Origin of the sequence: Bacteroides faecium, from assembly GCF_012113595.1 — a bacterium.
Taxonomy (GTDB): Bacteria; Bacteroidota; Bacteroidia; order Bacteroidales; family Bacteroidaceae; genus Bacteroides; species Bacteroides faecium.
This window is the reverse complement of sequence record NZ_CP050831.1, coordinates 6,138,147-6,158,411: the sequence shown is the minus strand read 5'-3', so window position 1 is coordinate 6,158,411 and position 20,265 is coordinate 6,138,147. Positions and strand designations below refer to the sequence as shown.

At 42.8% G+C, this 20,265-nt stretch carries 22 protein-coding genes and 1 tRNA gene; 11 read left to right on the top strand and 12 right to left on the bottom strand.

Annotated elements, in window-relative coordinates; translation table 11 throughout:
• Window positions 1-9 precede the first annotated feature (9 nt).
• Window positions 10-1,809, top strand: a complete 1,800-nt coding sequence (locus BacF7301_RS23425) for a RagB/SusD family nutrient uptake outer membrane protein (RefSeq protein WP_167966629.1) — start codon at window positions 10-12, stop codon at window positions 1,807-1,809.
• 136 nt (window positions 1,810-1,945) lie between these two features.
• Complete coding sequence (locus BacF7301_RS23420; protein ID WP_167966628.1) at window positions 1,946-2,488, top strand: beta-class carbonic anhydrase; 543 nt, start codon at window positions 1,946-1,948, stop codon at window positions 2,486-2,488.
• Here the strand turns inward: BacF7301_RS23420 and BacF7301_RS26005 are convergent.
• Window positions 2,457-2,699 carry a hypothetical protein gene (locus tag BacF7301_RS26005; RefSeq protein WP_167966627.1) on the bottom strand — a complete coding sequence of 81 codons (243 nt, stop codon included), beginning with the start codon at window positions 2,697-2,699 and terminating at the stop codon, window positions 2,457-2,459. The genes BacF7301_RS23420 and BacF7301_RS26005 overlap by 32 nt on opposite strands.
• A 102-nt stretch (window positions 2,700-2,801) precedes the next feature.
• Between BacF7301_RS26005 and BacF7301_RS23410 the strand changes: the two genes are divergently transcribed.
• From BacF7301_RS23410 to BacF7301_RS23390, 5 genes are all read left to right on the top strand, one after another.
• Window positions 2,802-3,338: a nitroreductase family protein gene (locus BacF7301_RS23410; protein WP_167966626.1), complete on the top strand. Its 537-nt coding sequence runs from the start codon at window positions 2,802-2,804 to the stop codon at window positions 3,336-3,338.
• Between the two features lie 2 nt (window positions 3,339-3,340).
• Window positions 3,341-3,676, top strand: a complete 336-nt coding sequence (locus BacF7301_RS23405; RefSeq protein ID WP_022137506.1) for a hypothetical protein — start codon at window positions 3,341-3,343, stop codon at window positions 3,674-3,676.
• A 40-nt stretch (window positions 3,677-3,716) separates the two neighbouring features.
• Window positions 3,717-4,511 (top strand): Rossmann-like and DUF2520 domain-containing protein, encoded by a 795-nt coding sequence (locus tag BacF7301_RS23400; protein WP_167966625.1) that lies wholly within the window; start codon window positions 3,717-3,719, stop codon window positions 4,509-4,511.
• Window positions 4,492-5,013: a KdsC family phosphatase gene (locus BacF7301_RS23395; protein ID WP_167966624.1), complete on the top strand. Its 522-nt coding sequence runs from the start codon at window positions 4,492-4,494 to the stop codon at window positions 5,011-5,013. Before BacF7301_RS23400 ends, BacF7301_RS23395 begins: the two co-directional genes overlap by 20 nt.
• An 83-nt stretch (window positions 5,014-5,096) precedes the next feature.
• Entirely contained in the window at window positions 5,097-5,678 is a 582-nt protein-coding gene (locus tag BacF7301_RS23390) for a Maf-like protein (RefSeq protein ID WP_167966623.1), read from the top strand.
• A 58-nt stretch (window positions 5,679-5,736) separates the two neighbouring features.
• Here the strand turns inward: BacF7301_RS23390 and BacF7301_RS23385 are convergent, their stop codons facing one another.
• From BacF7301_RS23385 to pheS, 8 genes are all read right to left on the bottom strand, one after another.
• On the bottom strand, window positions 5,737-7,941 hold the full coding sequence (locus BacF7301_RS23385) for a tetratricopeptide repeat protein (protein WP_167966622.1): 2,205 nt from the start codon (window positions 7,939-7,941) through the stop codon (window positions 5,737-5,739).
• A 14-nt stretch (window positions 7,942-7,955) separates the two neighbouring features.
• Entirely contained in the window at window positions 7,956-9,137 is a 1,182-nt protein-coding gene (locus BacF7301_RS23380; protein WP_167966621.1) for a DUF418 domain-containing protein, read from the bottom strand.
• A gap of 161 nt (window positions 9,138-9,298) precedes the next feature.
• On the bottom strand, window positions 9,299-10,342 hold the full coding sequence (locus tag BacF7301_RS23375) for a porin (RefSeq protein WP_167966620.1): 1,044 nt from the start codon (window positions 10,340-10,342) through the stop codon (window positions 9,299-9,301).
• Between the two features lie 10 nt (window positions 10,343-10,352).
• Window positions 10,353-11,333 carry an ABC transporter substrate-binding protein gene (locus BacF7301_RS23370; RefSeq protein WP_167966619.1) on the bottom strand — a complete coding sequence of 327 codons (981 nt, stop codon included), beginning with the start codon at window positions 11,331-11,333 and terminating at the stop codon, window positions 10,353-10,355.
• A gap of 123 nt (window positions 11,334-11,456) precedes the next feature.
• Complete coding sequence (locus BacF7301_RS23365; protein ID WP_167966618.1) at window positions 11,457-12,716, bottom strand: phosphoglycerate kinase; 1,260 nt, start codon at window positions 12,714-12,716, stop codon at window positions 11,457-11,459.
• 92 nt (window positions 12,717-12,808) lie between these two features.
• Complete coding sequence (gene nth / locus BacF7301_RS23360; RefSeq protein ID WP_167966617.1) at window positions 12,809-13,486, bottom strand: endonuclease III; 678 nt, start codon at window positions 13,484-13,486, stop codon at window positions 12,809-12,811.
• Window positions 13,483-14,679, bottom strand: coding sequence for an MFS transporter (locus tag BacF7301_RS23355; protein WP_167966616.1), 1,197 nt, complete (start codon window positions 14,677-14,679; stop codon window positions 13,483-13,485). The genes nth and BacF7301_RS23355 overlap by 4 nt, the downstream gene beginning before the upstream one ends.
• Window positions 14,680-14,777: 98 nt before the next feature.
• Window positions 14,778-15,797: a phenylalanine--tRNA ligase subunit alpha gene (gene pheS, locus BacF7301_RS23350; RefSeq protein WP_167966615.1), complete on the bottom strand. Its 1,020-nt coding sequence runs from the start codon at window positions 15,795-15,797 to the stop codon at window positions 14,778-14,780.
• A 120-nt stretch (window positions 15,798-15,917) separates the two neighbouring features.
• Between pheS and BacF7301_RS23345 the strand changes: the two genes are divergently transcribed.
• Both BacF7301_RS23345 and BacF7301_RS23340 read left to right on the top strand, forming a co-directional pair.
• Window positions 15,918-16,934, top strand: coding sequence for an energy transducer TonB (locus tag BacF7301_RS23345; RefSeq protein ID WP_167966614.1), 1,017 nt, complete (start codon window positions 15,918-15,920; stop codon window positions 16,932-16,934).
• Between the two features lie 499 nt (window positions 16,935-17,433).
• Complete coding sequence (locus tag BacF7301_RS23340; RefSeq protein WP_024988929.1) at window positions 17,434-17,646, top strand: hypothetical protein; 213 nt, start codon at window positions 17,434-17,436, stop codon at window positions 17,644-17,646.
• Between the two features lie 18 nt (window positions 17,647-17,664).
• On the opposite strand, the gene BacF7301_RS23335 is transcribed toward BacF7301_RS23340, so the two are convergent.
• The 3 genes from BacF7301_RS23335 to BacF7301_RS23325 all read right to left on the bottom strand — a co-directional run bounded on the left by BacF7301_RS23335 (window position 17,665) and on the right by BacF7301_RS23325 (window position 19,258).
• On the bottom strand, window positions 17,665-18,084 hold the full coding sequence (locus tag BacF7301_RS23335) for a hypothetical protein (RefSeq protein ID WP_167966613.1): 420 nt from the start codon (window positions 18,082-18,084) through the stop codon (window positions 17,665-17,667).
• A 1-nt stretch (window position 18,085) separates the two neighbouring features.
• Window positions 18,086-19,084 carry an AAA family ATPase gene (locus BacF7301_RS23330; protein WP_167966612.1) on the bottom strand — a complete coding sequence of 333 codons (999 nt, stop codon included), beginning with the start codon at window positions 19,082-19,084 and terminating at the stop codon, window positions 18,086-18,088.
• Window positions 19,085-19,184: 100 nt separating this feature from the next.
• Window positions 19,185-19,258: transfer RNA gene (locus BacF7301_RS23325), tRNA-Ala, on the bottom strand.
• Between the two features lie 117 nt (window positions 19,259-19,375).
• Between BacF7301_RS23325 and BacF7301_RS23320 the strand changes: the two genes are divergently transcribed.
• Window positions 19,376-19,678, top strand: coding sequence for a DUF4286 family protein (locus BacF7301_RS23320; protein WP_167966611.1), 303 nt, complete (start codon window positions 19,376-19,378; stop codon window positions 19,676-19,678).
• Entirely contained in the window at window positions 19,675-20,241 is a 567-nt protein-coding gene (gene ruvC, locus BacF7301_RS23315; protein WP_024988767.1) for a crossover junction endodeoxyribonuclease RuvC, read from the top strand. The genes BacF7301_RS23320 and ruvC overlap by 4 nt, the downstream gene beginning before the upstream one ends.
• Window positions 20,242-20,265: the final 24 nt, after the last annotated feature.

The following is a 20,265-nucleotide window of genomic DNA, read 5'->3' as shown; positions in this document are numbered from 1 at the left end:
ATGAGAATTATGAAAAATAGAAAAATATACAATGTATTATTAGCTACAGTCTGGATTTTCTGGGGAGCATCCTGTTCTTTGGACGAATACAATCCGGGTGGTTCGGATATTGAGTCGTTAATGACCACACAGAATGGCTTTCAGTTGGCTATTAACAATTGCTACTTTGGGTTGCAACGCAGCTTCAACGGCAAGCAAATTTATATTCAACTGTCAGAAGCCGGTACTGATTTGTGGACAGCGAAGCAAAACTCAAACACGAATGCTAATTATTTTAAATATGCAGAAGGAGGAGCAATGAACCTGAATATGGCTCAAAGTATTTGGAACTCTGGATATGATGGAATTGGCTCGTGTAATTTGGCACTCGCACAAGCCGATAAGGTTATCGATTGGGAGTCGGAAGAGGTAAGGAATGCAACTATTGCAGAGGCTCATTTCTTAAGAGCTTTGTATTACTATAATTTGGTTGAAACATTTGGCGGAGTTACTCTTATTACTGGTAAAACCGAAAGTGTAAACATGGCTCCGGGCAGGGTTGAACCTTTGGAAGTTTATAAGAGCTGTATTATTCCTGACCTGGAATTCGCCGCTACTTATTTACCAGTATCCCGTCCGGAAGAAGAGGGACGTGCTTTACGAAAATCCGCCAAAGCCTATTTAGTGAAAGCCTATCTGACAACTAAAGAATATGGCTGTTCCGATTATTTGCAGGCAGCCAAAGACTTGGCAGATGAATTGATTCGTGATTGTGAAGCTGGCGGGGCAAATCTGGGTACTTATATGTATCCTTCTTACGAAGAGGTATTTACTGATGCCAACAATCAGAATAATAAAGAGTCGATGTTTTCCATTGCTTGTAGTAGCCTGTATGGTAGTGTCAACAAGTGGCAGAATAACTTAAGCTGGATGGAGTTTTACTGCAATACTTATTATTTTCCTGCTATTGAAAAGACCGAAGATGGAATTAAACAATGGGGCGGCAATCCTGAAGGAGAATTTATGCCTTCCAAATATTTATTAGACTTATATGTAGAATCCGATAATACACTTGACCCTCGTTATTCTTCTTCTTTCAAAACCTTATGGAAGGCTAATAAGGAATTTACCTGGTCTGAGGATAAAATTAAGGAGATGGACAGGACTAGTAATGTGACAACCAATACATCTTTGGAAGTAGGCGATGATGCTATTCGTATTATCCGTTCGGAAGAAACTGATTATGCAACTTTGAAAGCTCAAAAGTTAAATGCTCCTTATATGATTGTGGACATTGAAGATTTGTATGATAATAATGGAAAGGTAAAGATGAATTATACTCGTCAAAGTGACGGCAAAAGTGTCTTGAATCCATTTTATTATTTCTATCCGTCTTTATCCAAGTTTAATACGACAAATGTCATAGTCTCTAACTGGAGTAAGGGACGTTATGGAAGTAATGCTTCAATTATAACGATGCGTATGGCTGAAATTTATTTGTTAGCTGCCGAAGCAGATTTTTATCTGACGGGCGGAACTAATGCGAACAAATATATAAACAAGGTGCGTAGCCGGGCAGGAGCCTCTATATATAATGGTACGGTGGATATCCAGTATATTTTAGATGAACGGGCAAGAGAGTTGGCAGGTGAGAGTACCCGGTGGTTTGACTTGAAGAGAACCGGCAAACTATCGTCGGAATACTTGAAACAAACTAATCCGGATATCGGTCAGTATTTTCAGGACAATACTCATACTGTACGCCCTATCCCGCAGTCATTTACAGATGTAATAGAGAATGGGGTGAATTATCAGAATCCAAATTATTAAGAAGCTCTTTTTTATTAAAAAAATAGATGTCGATTAAATTTTAATTTTAAGGAGGGATATATCCGTGATGATATATCCCTCTTTCTTGTTTTTTCTTTATCTTTGTATGGTTACATATCAAATAAAACAAAAAGCTATGTTAGAAGAAATACTTGCTTACAACAAAAAGTTCGTTGAGAACAAGGGATATGAAGCGTATATTACAAACAAGTATCCCGATAAGAAAATTGCTATTCTTTCCTGCATGGATACCCGACTGACAGCTTTGCTGCCTGCCGCATTAGGCATCAAGAATGGAGATGTAAAGATGATTAAGAATGCAGGAGGTGTTATTTCCCATCCTTTCGGTAGTGTGATTCGTAGTTTGCTTGTGGCTATTTTTGAGTTAGGAGTGGAAGAAATCATGGTGATTGCACACTCTGACTGTGGAGCTTGCCATATGCATAGCGAAGAAATGCTTGAAAAAATGAAAGCGCGGGGAATCAATCCTGATTATATCGACATGATGCGTTTTTGCGGAGTTGACTTTCATTCCTGGTTGGACGGCTTTGAAGATACAGAGAAGTCGGTGAGAGGGACTGTTGATTTTATAGTGCGCCATCCTTTGATTCCGGCAGATGTAAAAGTCTACGGATTTATTATTGATTCTATGACTGGAGAGTTAAGCAGGGTTGTGTAAACAGGCTTTTTTGAATCAAATATAATCGGAAACAGTATAAAAAATAAGGCAGCTCTTTGTTAGCTGCCTTTATCTTTTTGCGGTTATAAACTTTCTTTGACTGGTGCACCCGTTTATGACAAATGGGGTGTCCGTACATCTCGATTTCAGCCTCCCGGCTTGCTTTACGATTCGCTTTAATGTAATCGTCCTGCGTAATTCGCTTTTTCATACTATGATATTATTTGTCAGTGCAAAGATACTATTTTATTTTCGATTATGCCCGTTTTGCACTATCTTTGCAATTATTAATCAAATGAAACCCGGAAACAATATGGAAAATTTCAGTGAATTGATAAAGAACCGTCGCAGTATGCGCAAGTTTACCGATGAAGAGCTGACACAGGACGAAGTTGTTACGTTGATGAAATCAGCCTTGATGTCCCCCTCTTCCAAGCGCAGTAACAGTTGGCAATTTGTGGTAGTCGATGATAAAGAAATGTTGAAAGAACTGTCCCATTGCAAAGAACAGGCTTCTTCCTTCATAGCCGATGCCGCTTTGGCGATTGTCGTAATGGCTGACCCGCTGGCGAGTGATGTCTGGATTGAAGATGCTGCTATTGCTTCCATTATGATACAGTTGCAGGCAGAAGACCTCGGGCTGGGGAGCTGCTGGGTACAGGTACGCGAACGCTTCACTGCTACCGGAATGCCTTCCGATGAATTTGTACATGGCATACTGGATATACCTTTGCAACTTCAGATTCTTTCCGTCATAGCCATCGGGCACAAAGCAATGGAACGCAAACCCTTCAACGAAGAACATCTTCAGTGGGAGAAAATTCATATTAACAAGTTCGGAGGAAAATAACGATGGGAGCTGCCAAAGCTAATAATAGCAAAGATACCTACATGGCTACTGCCGTTACCTTTATGGTAATTGGAGCACTATATCTGATTGATAAACTGATTCATTTTTCTTCCATCGGCCTGCCTTGGGTGATGAATAAGGATAACATGCTGCTGTATGCTTCTATCTGTTTCCTTATTTTCAAGCGCGATAAATCCATTGGCTTCGTATTGTTGGGGCTTTGGCTGGTGATGAACATCGGTCTGGTAATGTCATTGCTGGGTTCACTTTCAGGATATTTGCTGCCGTTGACACTGCTTATTATCGGAATTATTTTATTTTGGATTGCAAAACGATAAAGAAACGATAAAGAAACGATAAAGAAACGGTAAAGAAACGATGAATAGAAGTATAGAAGATACCCCGATTGTGTTTATCGGTGCCGGAAACCTGGCTACCAACCTGGCAAAAGCACTTTATCATAAAGGCTTCCGTATCGTGCAAGTGTATAGCCGGACTGAGGAATCCGCCCGCACCTTAGCCGAACAAGTGGAAGCGGAATATACAACCGACTTACAGGAAATCTCCAAAGAAGCCCAATTATATATCGTATCCCTGAAAGATGCCGCTTTTGTGGAACTACTGCCCCAAATAACAGAAGGCAAACAAAACGCCTTGTTAGTACATACGGCAGGAAGCATCCCGATGAGTATATGGGAAGGATATGCGGAACGCTACGGAGTGTTCTATCCGATGCAGACATTCAGCAAACAGCGTGAAGTCAATTTCCGGGAGATACCATTCTTTATTGAAGCCAAAAGGCCGGAAGACGTGGAACTACTGAAAGCAATTGCCGCCACTCTCTCCGGGAATGTCTATGAAGCAACTTCCGAACAACGCAAGAGCCTTCACCTCGCGGCAGTCTTTATCTGTAACTTCACCAATCATATGTATGCTTTAGCAGCAGATTTGCTTGAAAAATATAATCTGCCTTTTGATGTCATGCTTCCGCTGATTGATGAAACGGCACGTAAGGTACACGAACTGGCACCCCGTGATGCGCAAACCGGTCCGGCTGTGCGTTATGATGAAAATGTGATAAGCAATCATCTTGCCATGCTGGCAGACTCGCCGGCATTACAGGAAATATATAAATTAATGAGCAAAAGTATCCATGAGCACCATCAATTATGATTTATCCCGTATCAAAGCATTAGCTTTTGATGTAGACGGAGTATTGAGTTCCACCACAGTTCCGCTGCATCCTTCAGGTGAGCCGATGCGTACTGTGAATATCAAGGATGGATATGCTATCCAGTTGGCAGTGAAAAAAGGACTTCATATCGCCATCATCACCGGCGGGCGGACAGAAGCGGTACGCATCCGTTTTGAAGGCTTGGGAGTGAAGGACTTATATATGGGCTCTGCGGTGAAGATACACGATTATCGTGCCTTCCGTGACAAATACGGATTGGCTGACGATGAAATATTATATATGGGAGATGACGTACCCGATATTGAAGTGATGCGGGAATGCGGACTTCCCTGTTGCCCGAAAGATGCTGTGCCGGAAGTAAAATCCGTTGCGAAATACATCTCTTATGCAGATGGTGGCTGTGGCTGCGGACGTGATGTCGTGGAACAAGTCCTGAAAGTCCATGGCTTATGGATGGCACAAGACGCTTTTGGCTGGTGATAAAATTAATTATAGGATTGACTGACATCAACAAACAGTATTTTCAATTGTAAATAGTAAATTATCCAATCGTAAATAAAACAATGCTTGATAATCTAAAGAAATACCAGGTCATACTGGCTTCCAATTCCCCCCGCCGAAAAGAACTAATGTCAGGTTTGGGAGTAGACTATGTAGTCAGGACATTACCTGATGTCGATGAATCGTATCCCGATACATTGGTTGGTGCAGAAATCCCTGAATTTATCGCCCGTGAGAAAGCCGATGCTTATCGCGCCATGATGAAACCGGGAGAACTTTTAGTAACGGCGGATACCATCGTCTGGTTGGACGGAAAAGTCCTGGGTAAGCCGGAGGGCAGGGAAGGGGCTGTTGAAATGCTTCGTACGCTTTCGGGAAAATCCCACCAGGTATTTACGGGTGTCTGCCTGACAACTACCGAATGGCAAAAGAGCTTTACCGCTTCTTCCGATGTACAGTTCGATGTCTTGTCCGAAGATGAAATCCAGTACTATGTTGACCGTTACCAGCCTTTGGATAAGGCGGGAGCCTATGGCGTTCAGGAATGGATCGGCTATATCGGAGTAAAATCTATTTCCGGCAGCTTCTACAATATAATGGGACTCCCCATACAGAAACTGTACGGGGAGTTAAAGAAATTATAGTTGATAAGCTGAATTCCGAACCTTAGGAAGAAATTCTGAATCTCAGGAAAAACGGAAACTAGATTAAATCCAGCATCAAAGGAATATCCTCTTCTCGAACACCTTGTTTGAGGAGAGATTCTTCATCTTTATGGAACATTTCAAGGAATCGTTCCCGGTTCCCACTGGCTGTAATCGCCTTTCCGTAGAAAACGGCAGCCTTCTGGATATCTTCCATCACCCATGCAACGTGTCCGGCATTCATATAGTCGATAGCCAATGGCTTTTGTTCGATGATTTTCTCGTAATACTTCATTGCCTGCTCATATTTCAGGCTGATAAATGAACACCATCCGATGCCACGCCATGCTTTTACGCAATTACTTTCAATGAAATCCAGTTTGAAGAAGTAATTCAGCGCTTCCTCATATTGCCCCATTTCAGCCAAACAACTACCGATGTAGAAAGTTACATTCACATCTTCGGGCGCGGCTTCTTCCACCTTTTTATAATAAGTGAGGGCTGCCTGATAATTCCTGTTCAATCGATAGCAAATAGCCAGATGGCGATTGTTCCAGATATTATCCGGTTTCAGCGTATCAGCTTTCAGATAGGCTTGGACGGCTTCTGCGTATTTCTTTCTTTTCTGTAATGCATACCCGAACTTCTGATAATATTCCGCACTGTCACCTTCGAAACCACCAATAGCTTCCAGTTCCTCAAAAATCTCGATAGCCTCGTCCCACCGTTCCTTTGACAAATAGAAATCAGCAATAGGGAATAATACATCTTCCCAAGACAGCACATTATCGAGTGCAGGAACATGATGGAGATCGAGCTTTTCTTTAAAAATATCTCTGAATTCCTGACGGCGTACACTGAGCTTGAAGAAACGGTAAAGGTCATGCAAGTACTGGTTGCTGACCGTTCCCGGGCGTTCATTGAACCGCTTCATTGTTTCAGCATTCGATTTCTCCGCCAATTCAGCCACTTGCTGTTCGTTGAGCTGGCTCAACATCATATCCTGCTGCGCCTGTGGCAACTGATGGATGGTGAAGAACAACGAATACTTGTCGCTATTGCTGAAAAATCCCGACTGGAGAATCAAATCCAGTAAGCTGCTTCCCTGGTTTCCCGCCTGTTTCAGCGATTTAAGCACGTTCGACTGCTGCTTACTGAACGGATAAAACCAGTTCTGTACTTCGCGGAAGAACGGATAATTCTTCAAAGCGGCAAACGTGCTCATATATACATCGGCTCCTTCCAACTGGAGTTCGTTCATTTCACGCAATTTATCTCCCAGTCCCGACTTTTCGAAAGCATCTTCCCAATCCGGGTTCTTATCATCATTCTCTTCGTCGTTTTCCTCAAAGCCGAACCTCATATTCTTCATCGAAGAAACATTCTTCAGCATTTCGGGAATAATCTCTTCCCGCATCTTCTTGTCGATTTTCTCCGTCTCCTGGCAGAGTAACATCTGACGATAAATACGTGCGACGTCATCAACAAAAGAAGGAATTTCTTCCATAAGATCCACCCGCTTGATAAGTTCCGGGTAGAAAGTGAGCCGGTTTCTGTAAATGTGGAAAATAATCATCGTACCTACCAATGCCCGTTGGTTGACGTTGACATCCGGATGGCGGTATGCGTCGAGCAGCCACATGATTTTCCGTAAGTCGAAACACTCCATCAAACTCAAGGTGACAGCACTGACGAACAAGCATAAATCATCTCCCGGAAGTAATTCCGATACCAGCATAGCTTGGGCTTCTTCTTCATCCTGCGGATTCCATGCACTGTTTGTCCAAGTTCTTATGAACATAAATTTGAGTGTATCTTCATGCCGTTTCAAGACTTCGTCCATCTTTTCGTCAGACAGCAATCCGCTGACTGCCAAGTCGTCATTAAATGACTCCAATATATGCAGTATCGTTTTAATGCCGTAGTCCGACAATTCCGATGACACGGGAGTACGGCGCACCTCATGATAATACCTTGAAGAAGCGTTATCCAGCATAAGCAATCGAGACTGGTCGGCAATTCCCCACGTGTCCGCTACCATTTTCTGATACAGATTCCAGCGTTCCGGGTCGTTTGCTCCCTGTCTCATATAGTCCAGCATATACTTGTATGAGGTCTGCAATTGCTCCAGGCGCGTACGTAAATCCCAGTCAGGACATTGCCACAACAAGGATTCCAGTTGCATCAAGGCTTCCTTGAGTCTTTTGTCTTCAAGTAAAGTACGTATATATGCGTATTGTTCATTAATCGTTTTTTCGTTCATTGTGATTTAATTATTTATTTTTTTCCAATCCAGGTCAGACGTTTCCAAAGACCCTCAAAAGGACCGTGTTTGTGGTGTCGGAGCCACCACGAACAGAATGCCATTTGTAATAGAACAAAAAGGATGCCAAAAAGGAAACTGTATGTAATACCTAAATACCGCCCCAGTTCGAATCCCCAATGATAGAACAAAAGAGAACCGAAAATAGATTGCCCGAGATAGTTAGTTAAACTCATTTTTCCATAAGTTGTGAAACGCATAAAGAAACTGCGGTCTTTCACGTGGTAGAAAGTCAGTAATAATCCCGTCACCAGCAACACCATAAAGCTAAGGTTACTGAATGAACTTAGAATAAGCTGCAAAGGAACAAGTATCGCACTCCGTTCTATAAATTCCGGCAGCATATTGTTGAGTCCGTAGATAGGGAAGAAGCAGAGAAGGGAGAAAGCCAAAGCCTTCAGCCACAAACGCTCGTTCTTTTCACTGTAAAGGAAATATTGACGGCGTCCGACAAGCATACCGAACAGGAATAATCCCGGTGTTTGCAGGATGCGTCCGTGTTCCAAAGCCCAGGTCATGTTAGCCATCTGTCCTTCCCACATATTCATACGAATCGTTTCGAGGAATGTTCCGTTCTTTTGCACATCGAATGCGATACCGAAATAATAGCGTGCAAGACTTTCCCCTGCCACATAGTCAGGATTACATAAAGCATAGATTAGCTTTACCCAGTCGATAGGTTGAAGAATGAGTATAGTGGCAAATATAAGAACAGTACGGTCACTCATCCGGCAGAATATCGGCAGGATAATTCCAAGAATGGCATACATCGTCAATATCTCTCCCGTAAAGAAAGCCGCATTGAACTGTCCGATAATGAATAAAATAAATAATCTCCATAAGAACCGCAGGCGGAAATCCTTTCCTCTCCGTTGCTGGTTGTTATCCTGAATATAGAAACTAAAACCAAAGAGCAGAGCGAATACGGCATATGCCTTATTACTGAACGCAAAGAATAATCCTCTCCAAATGGCTTGGTCGGTGAACTTCATCCATTCAAAAGGTACTTCTTTTGGGAAAGAATAGAAATTGAAATGTTCGATACTGTGCAAGAGGATAATTCCCATGACTGCTAATCCTCTTAATACGTCGGCAACGTCTACTCGGGCGTTGGATTCGGCGATTTTGTGTTCCATGATTTTTTAGTTTCTGTTATTAATTGGTTTATGTAATAAATTTAGGCACGGATTACACGGATTTCACGGTTCTTAGAATGATGAATATGTAAAACAGCAGCGTTAATCCGTGTAATCCGTGCCTAATAATATAAGATTATTTTGCAAAAGACTTAGTTAAATTAGAATCTTACCTGCACCTGTGCCTGTATCAGACTGGAGTCCTTTTGTCCGTCTCCTTTTTTATCACAAAAGGTATATTGTGCTTGTAGGCGGCATCTGGGATAAAACCAGTATTGTACGCCGGCAATATAATTATTCTGTTTGAAATCGGCAGCCTTATTCGGGTTGAAATAGTCATACGAAGCAACGAAATCGAAGTTTCGCGCAAAACGAATGCTGCCTGTTGCATAGAATCCTTCACTTTTTACATTTCTGTCTTTTCCGCCAAGATATTCCGAACGCAGATTGAATTTGGAAGTAGTGACAACCGCTCCCGCACTCCAACGCTTCTTGGCATAATTCTCTCCGGCTTTAATCCCGGTGTATTCCGAATCCGCTATCGCATGTCCTGTTCCGCGAATGAACGAACCGCCTACGGACAACCACTCCAATGGATAAACCATCAGATTTCCGACAACATCTTTCTGGCTATTCTTATCTTTTGTATTCAATCCCTGTCCGTTCATTACAGCCACCTTATATTGCAGAAAGTCATGGAACAGTTTTCCGTGAAGCATCATACCGATGTCCCGTCCCGAAGTCATGCCGTAGCACTTGTCGCTACCGCTTACTCCCGCCAGGTAACAGACAGACTGCGAGTAGCAGTTAATTAACTCCACCGTAGTCGGTGATAATTCATTTTCGATGGTATAAGGAACTTTAAACTCACCGATGCGTGCCGTAAGACCGGGTAGGAATTCATAGTCAGTATATACCTCCAGCAACATACCGCCATTATAAAAGTCATACATGAAATCGCATGTCCACCGTTTGGTAATCTTCCCGTGTGCCATGAAAATGATACGTTTGATATCGAAAGTATTGTCCGGCTTCGCCGCATCATCATATGTATAGCCGAGTTGGGCATATCCGGCAAGGCTGATACGTTCTTTCAGTGTGTTGACAACCTGATTCAATGAGGTTTTCTCTTGCGCGATGAGCGTGCTTTGTATGCCCGTTGCGCAGAACATGAAGATGGATAGTTGGAGAAGTGTTTTTCGCATGAAGTCGTTGTTATTTGATTGTTGTTATTTGATTATGGTCGCTGTTGGGGGTATAAGTAGTGTCTATCAGATTCTTTTCCGAATAAGTTTCAGGTATCCGCCGGTTTTCTTTCAACCAACGCATGGCTTTTTCTACGCCTTCAGCCGAAGGACGTGTCGCTTTTTGGTAGTTGGGGAGTGCGATAAGTCCTGTCAGACTCTCCGGCACACCTATTTCAATCAATACATGCTCCCATTCTTTTTGCGGGTGCATCTTTATATAATCCACTCCCAGGTTATAGCCTGTGACAAGCAGCCCGATTTCCCTTCTTTTCTCGTCGATAACTTTCCGTGAAAAGGCAGTAGCGGTAAAATCAATTCCCAGTTCCTGTGTACTTATTAATGAACGGTGCTTGCTGTTCATCGCAATAGATGCGGCAGGGTCGGGCAGGAATGAAGCATCAATTTGATTGCATTGTAGCATTTGCAGGCGGAGAGGAGTCTGGCTGATTTCGGGCTTATTCACTTCCGTATAACTCATGCCGGCTTTACCTAATAACAAGTCGCTCGCATATTCGATAACAGTGTTACGGGATACGGCGATATTCTTGTTTCCAAGTTCTTCCAACTGATTGATACGGCTCTTTTTGGAAACGATAAAGCAGAAATAACCGTCATTCTTCAGGATAAGTCCCAAGTCAGTGTGATGAATGGCTTGAAGTACTATTGCACTGGGGTAATCGGTTATCATCCCATCCATTTGTCCGGTTTGAAAGGCGGCATCCCTGTCGTCGGCGGAGTTGAATGGAAGAATGGTTAAATCCAGTCCCAATGAATCATAGATGCCTTCGGATTTGGCTATGTGGAAAGGCAATCCTTCCAAGGTAGGCATCATGCCCAGAGTGAGTGGTTGTAGTTCGGATAGAGGCAAAAAAGAGTTTTCTCCTTTTTTACTCTGGCAGGAGCAAAGGAAGAAAAAGATAAGGTAAAACAGGAGAGTCGGTCTTTTCATACCTTTATGGTAAATAGTAGGCACGGATTACACGGATTACACGGCTTTTGTAATATAAATCCGTGAAATCCGCGTACTCCGTGCCTAAAAGAAATTAGAAGTAGTGTCTTGCAACACTGCTTGTTATTCTTGAATAGCAGCGATACCCGGAAGAATTTTTCCTTCGATTGCTTCGAGCAATGCGCCACCACCAGTTGAAACATAAGATACACCGCTAGCCAAACCGAACTTGTTGACACAAGCTACAGAGTCACCACCACCAACAAGTGAGAAAGCGCCGTTCTTGGTTGCTTCAACGATAGCTTCACCTACTGTACGTGAGCCGTGAGTGAAGTTTTCAAATTCGAATACGCCCGTAGGACCGTTCCAAAGAATAGTCTTTGATTCTTTGATAACGTTAGCGAAGATTTCTTCAGTCTTAGGACCGATGTCAAGACCTTCCCATCCGTCAGGAATTTCGTCAACCGGACAGAATTTGGTATTTGCATCGTTAGAGAAAGCGTCAGCAATCTTGGCGTCAACAGCCAAAACAAGGTTTACGCCTTTTTCTTTTGCTTTCTTGATCAAGTCCAAAGCCAGGTCGAGTTTGTCGTCCTCACAGATAGAGATACCGATCTTGCCGCCCATAGCTTTAGTAAATGTATAAGTCATACCACCTGCGATAATCAGGTTGTCCACCTTGCTCAACAGGTTTTCGATGATTTCGATTTTAGAAGAAACTTTAGAACCACCCATGATAGCAGTGAACGGACGTTTGATGTCGTTCAATACTTTATCAACAGCTTTCACTTCTTTCTCCATCAGGTAACCGAACATCTTGTTGTCCACATCGAAATATTTAGCAATCAATGCTGTAGAAGCATGAGCACGGTGAGCAGTACCGAATGCGTCGTTTACGTAGCAGTCAGCGTAAGAAGCCAATTTCTTGGTAAATTCTTTCTGGCTTTCTTTTACAGCCTTCTTGGCAGCAGCTTTTTCTTCGTCTGTTGCGTCTTCTGCCAAACCTCTTGGTTTGCCTTCTTCCTCAGCATAGAAACGAAGATTTTCGAGCAACAGAACTTCGCCCGGTTGCAGAGCAGCAGCTTTTACAGCAGCTTCTTCACCCATGCAGTCATTAGCAAACTGAACTTCAACGCCCAGTAATTCAGACAGGTGCTTGATGATATGTTTCAAAGAAAATTTATCGGCAACGCCTTTCGGACGGCCCAAGTGAGAGCCAATGATAATGCTACCGCCGTCTGCCAGAATCTTCTTCAAAGTAGGAAGAGCTGCACGCATACGAGTGTCATCTGTAATGTTGAAGTTTTCGTCCAGGGGCACATTGAAGTCCACGCGAACAAATGCCTTTTTACCGGCAAAATTGAATTTGTCAATTGTCTGCATAATACTCTATTTTTATTTAAAAGTGTTTTAAAATTCTTCTTTTAGAACGACCGCAAAGTTACTATTTATTTCGGTTCTCTGCTATTAAATCGTTATTTATTCTTGCCTTTTGGTGTCTCTTTTGTAACTTTATAAGTGTTGCAGAAATATTTGCACATCATTTGCAAACCACAGGTGTCACATTTGGGAGTGCGTGCCTGACAAACATAACGGCCGTGCAGGATGAGCCAGTGATGGGCGATAGGTATGATATTTTCCGGAATATTCTTCATTAATTCCTTTTCTACACTGAACGGAGTCGTGCAACTGTCCGGCACCAACCCGATGCGGTGACTGACGCGGAACACATGCGTATCCACCGCCATGGCAGCCTTGTTGAATACCACGGACTGAATGACATTCGCCGTCTTTCTCCCCACACCAGGTAGTTTTATCAAGTCCTCCATATTGTCCGGCACCTGGCTATTGAAGTCATTTACCAGCATCTTCGCCATTCCCACCAGGTGTTTAGCCTTATTATTCGGATAAGACACACTTCGGATATATTCGAAAACCACTTCCGGCGTAGTGGCCGCAAGAGCTTCCGGCGTCGGGAAATCTCTGTACAAAGGCGGAGTGATTATATTCACCCGCTTGTCCGTACATTGTGCGGAAAGAATTACGGCAATCAGCAACTCAAACGGGTTATTGTAATGTAATTCAGTTTCGGCCACGGGCACGTTTTCCTGAAACCAGGCGATTACTTTCTCATAACGTTCTTTCTTTCTCATCGTAGTTTGTTTTTATGGTAATGAGGCGTTACTTTGATTTTAAAATAGATAGCGGAAACCACCGTCAGGCAGGCTCCGAAGAGATAGGCTTTGTCAAATGTGCTGATTTCCGCAATATATCCCCCGACCAGCATACCGATACCGATTCCCACATCCCAGGACGTGAGATAGGTCGAAGTGGCTGTTCCCCGCTGGCTGTTGGGCGCAAGATTCACAAACAGCGTATTGAATGCCGGAAACATAATCCCGAATCCGACACCCATCAACAGTGCGATACCGAAAAACAGAATCGTGCAGGCCGTATCATTCCACTGAATCAGATACACACAGGCCGAAAGCAGGAAAAAGCTGCAAACCACCAAATATAATCCGGCTACTATTACCTGCGTGATTTTCCCCCGGTCTACCAGTTTCCCCGAGAATATCCGGGAGATGGCCATACCGACTGCCATAAAGGTAAAGAAGAATCCCGTTTGTGTGCGAAGCCCTATCTCATGGGCATACATTGCCACATAATTGGTAGTCATACCGTAAGGAATGGAAAGCAATAGCAGGCTAAGTCCCGCAGGCATTCCCTTCAACAGGATAAAGCGGTCGAGTGAAATAGGCTCCCGTTTCACAGGGGGCTTATAAGGCGTCTTCACCAAGCTTGCGGATAAAAAGCCCAAAATACAGGAACTGAGCGCATAACAGAAGATTGTGGAAAAAGACACTCCCGCATCATGCAGGAACAATCCGAACATCGGCCCGATGGACATCGCCATATTGTTTGTAAGCCCGTAATAACCTAATCCTTCCCCTCTGCGCGAAGAAGGCATAATGTCGATTACCACCGTATTTCCACCTACCGTGACCATCCCGAACGAAACGCCGTGTATGATTCGGAATATAATAAATAAGGTAAGCGAACCGGCAATGAGATAACCGCCAAACATCATCATAAAGATGAAGTAAGCGAAAAGATAGAGAGGTTTGCGGGCAAAAGTATCGAGCAGATAACCGGAAAACGGACGGATGCAGAGTGCTGCCACCGTATAGCAGGAAAGCACGATACCAATAGTCGAGTTTCCGGCTTGGAAGAATTCGGATAAATAGAACGGCAAAACAGGAATCAACAACCAAAAACCGAAGTAGAGCAGGAAGTTGGCTGCCAAGATAAAACAATAACTGGAAGTAATGAGTCTATCCTTCATAGTTGGAGAAGTTGAGAGTTGAGAGTTGAGAATTGAGAGTTAGCTGCGCTATTCTGCATAGCCACTCTCAATTCTCAACTCTCAACTCTCAACTTATTTTAGTATGCCGCTTCGAATTCTTTCAGGAAGCGTGTGTCGTTTTCGGAGAACATACGAAGGTCTTTCACCTGATATTTCAGGTTCGTGATACGTTCGATACCCATACCGAGGGCATAACCGCTGTACACTTTGCTGTCGATGCCGTTGGATTCAAGCACGTTCGGGTCTACCATACCGCAACCGAGGATTTCCACCCAACCGGTGTGCTTGCAGAACGGACAACCTTTTCCACCGCAGATATTACAGCTAATATCCATTTCGGCACTAGGTTCAGTGAACGGGAAATAGGACGGACGCAAGCGAATCTTCGTATCCGCGCCGAACATTTCTTTGGCGAAAAGCAGCAATGCCTGTTTCAGGTCGGTGAACGATACATCTTTGTCTATATACAGAGCTTCTACCTGGTGGAAGAAACAGTGTGCACGGTAGCTGATAGCTTCGTTACGATATACACGTCCCGGGCAAATGATGCGGATAGGAGGTTTTGAAGTTTCCATCACACGGGTCTGCACAGAAGAAGTATGCGTACGCAATACTACGTCCGGGTGAGCTTCGATAAAGAAAGTATCCTGCATATCGCGTGCCGGATGGTCTTCGGCAAAGTTCAGTGCCGAGAACACATGCCAGTCGTCTTCGATTTCAGGGCCTTCAGCGATGCTGAATCCCAAACGGGCAAAAATATCAATGACTTCGTTCTTTACAATGGTAAGCGGGTGGCGTGTACCCAGTTTCACGGGATAAGCCGAACGTGTCAAATCCAGTCCGTCGCAACCATTGTCCTGACTCTCGAACTGCTCTTTCAGCGCATTGATTTTATCCTGCGCTTTGGTTTTCAGTTCATTCAGTCTCATGCCGACTTCCTTTTTCTGTTCGGCGGCTACGTTACGGAAATCCGCCATTAAATCGTTAATGGCTCCCTTCTTGCTAAGGAATTTGATGCGGAGAGCTTCGAGTTCTTCGGCATTGGAGGCATGCAAGGCTTCCACCTCTTTCAGAAGTTGTTCAATCTTAGCTATCATATTCTTGATCTATTGTTATTCAGTTTCTTAGTAAAAACCGTGCAAAGATATAATTTTCTCATGAACCATCGAAATATTTTGTATCTTTGTTGCCGATATGTACCGAAAATCCGGCAACTTATGAAAAAGATTGTTTTCACTCTTCTGCTTTTGACCCTCTCTTTCCGCCTTGTGGCTCAAATTGATTATTTGGAGCCGGTGCGACCTTTTTCTACTTACAAAGGTGAGTTGGGCGAATATTATCGTAATGTGTTTTCTTTACTAAATACAGGCTTTCAGAAACAACCCTATGGACGTTTTGTAGCTATTCCTTCCTTTTCTCCCGAATATGCAATGTCGGTCGAGAAGAAGAACGGGCGTTATTCCCTGATTTCAAATACGCTGTCGCGCACCTACTGGCAAGCGGAGAAAGGGACAGTGGGAGTGGATACTAAATCGGTAGTAATCAGTGCATCCCTTTATCAGTCTTTAGGAGCTATTTTCCGTCTAGTCACCGAGCAAATACAGGATTTGGATGGTTCCAGCACCGGTTTGGACGGAATTGTCTATTATTTCTTTTCTACTGACGCGAAAGGGAAAGAGCAGATGGGGCGAAAGTGGTCGCCTGCCAAAGGAACTTTGATGGAACGCCTTGTGTTGGTTTGCCAGTCGGCATATATGTTGTCCAAAGGTGAGAATATTTCGGAGCCGACTTTGGCGGAAGAAGCTGCCGCCTTATTGAGAACGTTGCAACAACGCAGCAACGCAGAACCGGATGCTTACAAGAAACCGATGTATGTCGGTATTTATCAGGTAGGGCCCCGTTCAAAAACACTTTCCGGAAAAGATGTGGAAGAATTGGCTCACTTCTCGGACATGAGTGTGGAAGAATACATTGCCGGTCAAATGATTTATCCGGAAAGTCTTTTAGAAAAGAATGTCTCGGGTTATGTCCTGTGTGAGTTTACTATTGACAAAGAGGGAGTTATCCTTCGTCCTCATATCTTGCGCTCCACCCATCCGGAATTTGCGGAAGAAGCTCTCCGTATTGTAAAAGGGATGCCGAAATGGTCACCTGCACTTGTCGGGGGAAAGCCCTCGGATAGCAATTATACCCTGTATATTCCTTTCCGACCAAAGAGCTATCGTGCCAAATAAATATCCTCTACACAAAGTTTGAAAAACATAACACATCTGCCATCTGCAACAAAATTGAAATAAACAGTTGGACTGTAGATGGTTATAGCGTTGCAGATACCTGTGGCAGATGTGTTGCAGATAAAGTATCTGCAACCTTACTTTTCTATTCGCTTCTAATTGAACAGTCAATCACTTGCTATTCTCAAAAAGTCAAAACATGTGGGCGAATCACTCGTTTCCTGCGTTGAAACTCCAGTTCCAACGGTCGAAACTCTAGTTTCTGCGGTAGGAAACTGGAGTTTCTAAGGCTGGATACTTTAGTTTCTAACGCTTGAAACTAAAGTTTCAAAGGCTTGAAACAAAATGTTTCATTGCTTGAAACACTTCGTTTCATTGGGTAAGTTTGAATGCTGCAACAGTATAATAACAATTCTGCTTTCTTCAAAAATCATTAAAACAACAAACATTTCTTGCTCCTAATTGTCTTATAGCCATAAACCTATAAAAATGAAAACTTATGGATGATATGATTAACAGACATGATTCGATTGCTGAAGAGAATATCGAACCGAATGGTCGTCCGGCTACGAACGAATTTGAAGAATGGAGCGGCGAAGTTGCCGACCGTGCCGACAATGTGTTCAAGAATGATACGAAAGACGGTCCTATCAAGGATCGTAAGAAACGTATAAAGGAAATGGATGAAGTGATAAAAAAAGACCTTGAATAAAGGTCTTTTTTGGTTTTATTACTTGATAATGATTTCTGCTTGTATATTCTTTGAAATAAGCTCTATCCCATATTTCTTCTTAAATAAGGCTTTTGCCCTTTGTGCGGAAGTATCACTGGAAGGATAACGACTTGATACAATGATAGCCTGCTTCTTGACAGTACTGTTTTTAGCAGATAATTGCTGGATACTAGCCTCTAACTGTTCAACGGCATGTGGCAGGTCTTTCCCTTTTAGTTCAACGAAGTACTCATTGCGGCAATGGTCAAGTATCAGGTAATCACATTTGATTCCTTCGGTCATCTGGCATCCGTCCACTTTTACTTTTGTCAGTAAGTGTTGGTTGGGATTTGAGAAAATACATTTGCATTTCTTTTCTTTTACTACCACTATCTTATCTGTAACTTCCCGTGTACAGGCTTGCTTGAATATTGCCATTTTATTCTAAATCTAATAATGCGGAGAAAATCCTGCTTTGTTCATCCGAAGTAGCATCTATCTGGTCGGCGACAATGATAGCAAACTCTTCATCTAAAATAGATACGATAGTTCCATTTTCTATCTTGTAGGCTGTGATTCTGTCAAAGTCAACCCAACACTCTTTGGGGATGACTGCTGCAATTTCTTCTTCTTTTTCCGGATGTAATTTAAGTATATTGCCGGCTTCTATCATATTGTTTAAAGCGGATAATAGATATGGGCTGTGTGTCGTTACTGTCAGTTGGCGACATTTATCTACCATGTGATGCAATAAATTAACTTGAGTCTCAGGAAAAAGATTAAGTTCCGGCTCTTCTATTACAAAATGAGTATTCGGCTGTTCTTTGGTTATGTAATCTATAACCATTAATAAAGGTATGACAGACTGAATGCCTGACGACGCATCTTTGAACGGGATAACTTTATCGTGGTCTATTAATACCAGGTTCTCACTTGTTTCCCGAACCTGAAATATCATATTGAAGATTGGAATCTGGTAGTTGGCAAATTGGTTCTTTGCTTTTTCATAAAGTGAAGCAAATTCCAATAATGTCAATGGTATGGGAGCCTTAGCCAAGACTAAAGTAGCTATGGAACGGGAAAATGTGCTGATAAAAAAACGTTCTGCCGGAATGTACAAGTTATGATTAACCGGATTCGTCAGAAGATTGAATCTAAAAGAACCCTCTTCATAAGTGATGCTGCCTTTTCCGGAAGTATAATTGATATAACTGTCCGGGTTGAAATATGAAATGATATTGAACTCGGCAAACTTTGTCATTAAACTGTCTGATTCTTTTTCCGAGGGCTGGTTTTCATAATTCTCAAATAGAGTGATCAATTTGGCTACTGTACTTTTTCCGGCTCCTTGCTCACCTATGAATATATTGAGATCCTTCAAGACAATATCTGCTGAAGTGATTGCTCCAAAGTTACGAATGGTAAGTTTACGCTCCATATTACTATACGACTTAGATTTTCAATTCGTGTCGCAATATAATTAATTAAAGGAAGAAAATCAAAAAAGAGCAACTCTTTTAGAATTGCTCTTTTTTAAGTGGAGAGTATCGGACTCGAACCGATCACCTCGACACTGCCAGTGTCGCGCTCTAGCCAGATGAGCTAACCCCCCTTTTCAACCTTATATGATAACGTTTGCAAACGAATCCTTTTTTGTTGCCGCAAATATAATGCAATATTCTGAAATAATTGCTATGTTTGCGGTAAATAATCGTTTGAAAAAAAAGATATGCTGATTTATAATACTACTTTTCAGGTGGACGATGCCATCCACGATAATTTTTTGATTTGGCTAAAAGAGTCTTATATCCCCGAAGTACAAAAACACGGAACGCTGAAAACGCCGCGCATTTGCCGGATCCTGAGTCATCGGGAAGATGGAACTTCATATTCTTTGCAGTGGGAAGTAGAGAGCAGCGGATTGTTGCATCGTTGGCATCTGGAACAGGGGACGCGTTTGAATGACGAACTGGCAAAAATATTTAAAGACAAGGTAATCGGATTTCCGACATTAATGGAGATAATAGAGTGATTCAGCCGGTAAAGGAAAAGATAATTCTGGGAATTGACCCCGGTACGACAATCATGGGATATGGAGTTCTAAGAATAAAAGGAACCAAACCGGAAATGATTGCTATGGGGATTATCGACTTGCGCAAGTTTGCCAATCACTACTTGAAACTACGCCATATCCACGAACGGGTATTGGGCATTATAGAAAGTTATCTGCCTGACGAACTGGCTATTGAAGCTCCTTTTTTCGGTAAGAATGTCCAGTCTATGTTGAAGCTGGGACGTGCGCAGGGGGTAGCGATGGCGGCAGCATTGAGCCGTGACATCCCTATCACCGAATACGCCCCTTTGAAAATAAAGATGGCTATTACCGGAAACGGACAAGCGTCGAAAGAGCAGGTGGCGGATATGTTACAGCGGATGCTTCGTCTCTCGAAAGAGGACATGCCTGTCTTCATGGATGCAACGGATGGTCTCGCTGCTGCCTACTGCCATTTTCTGCAAATGGGACGTCCTGCCGTAGAGAAAGGATATAGCAGTTGGAAGGATTTTATAGCGAAGAATCCGGATAAGGTAAAGTGAACTTAATAAGGTAAAGTGAACTAA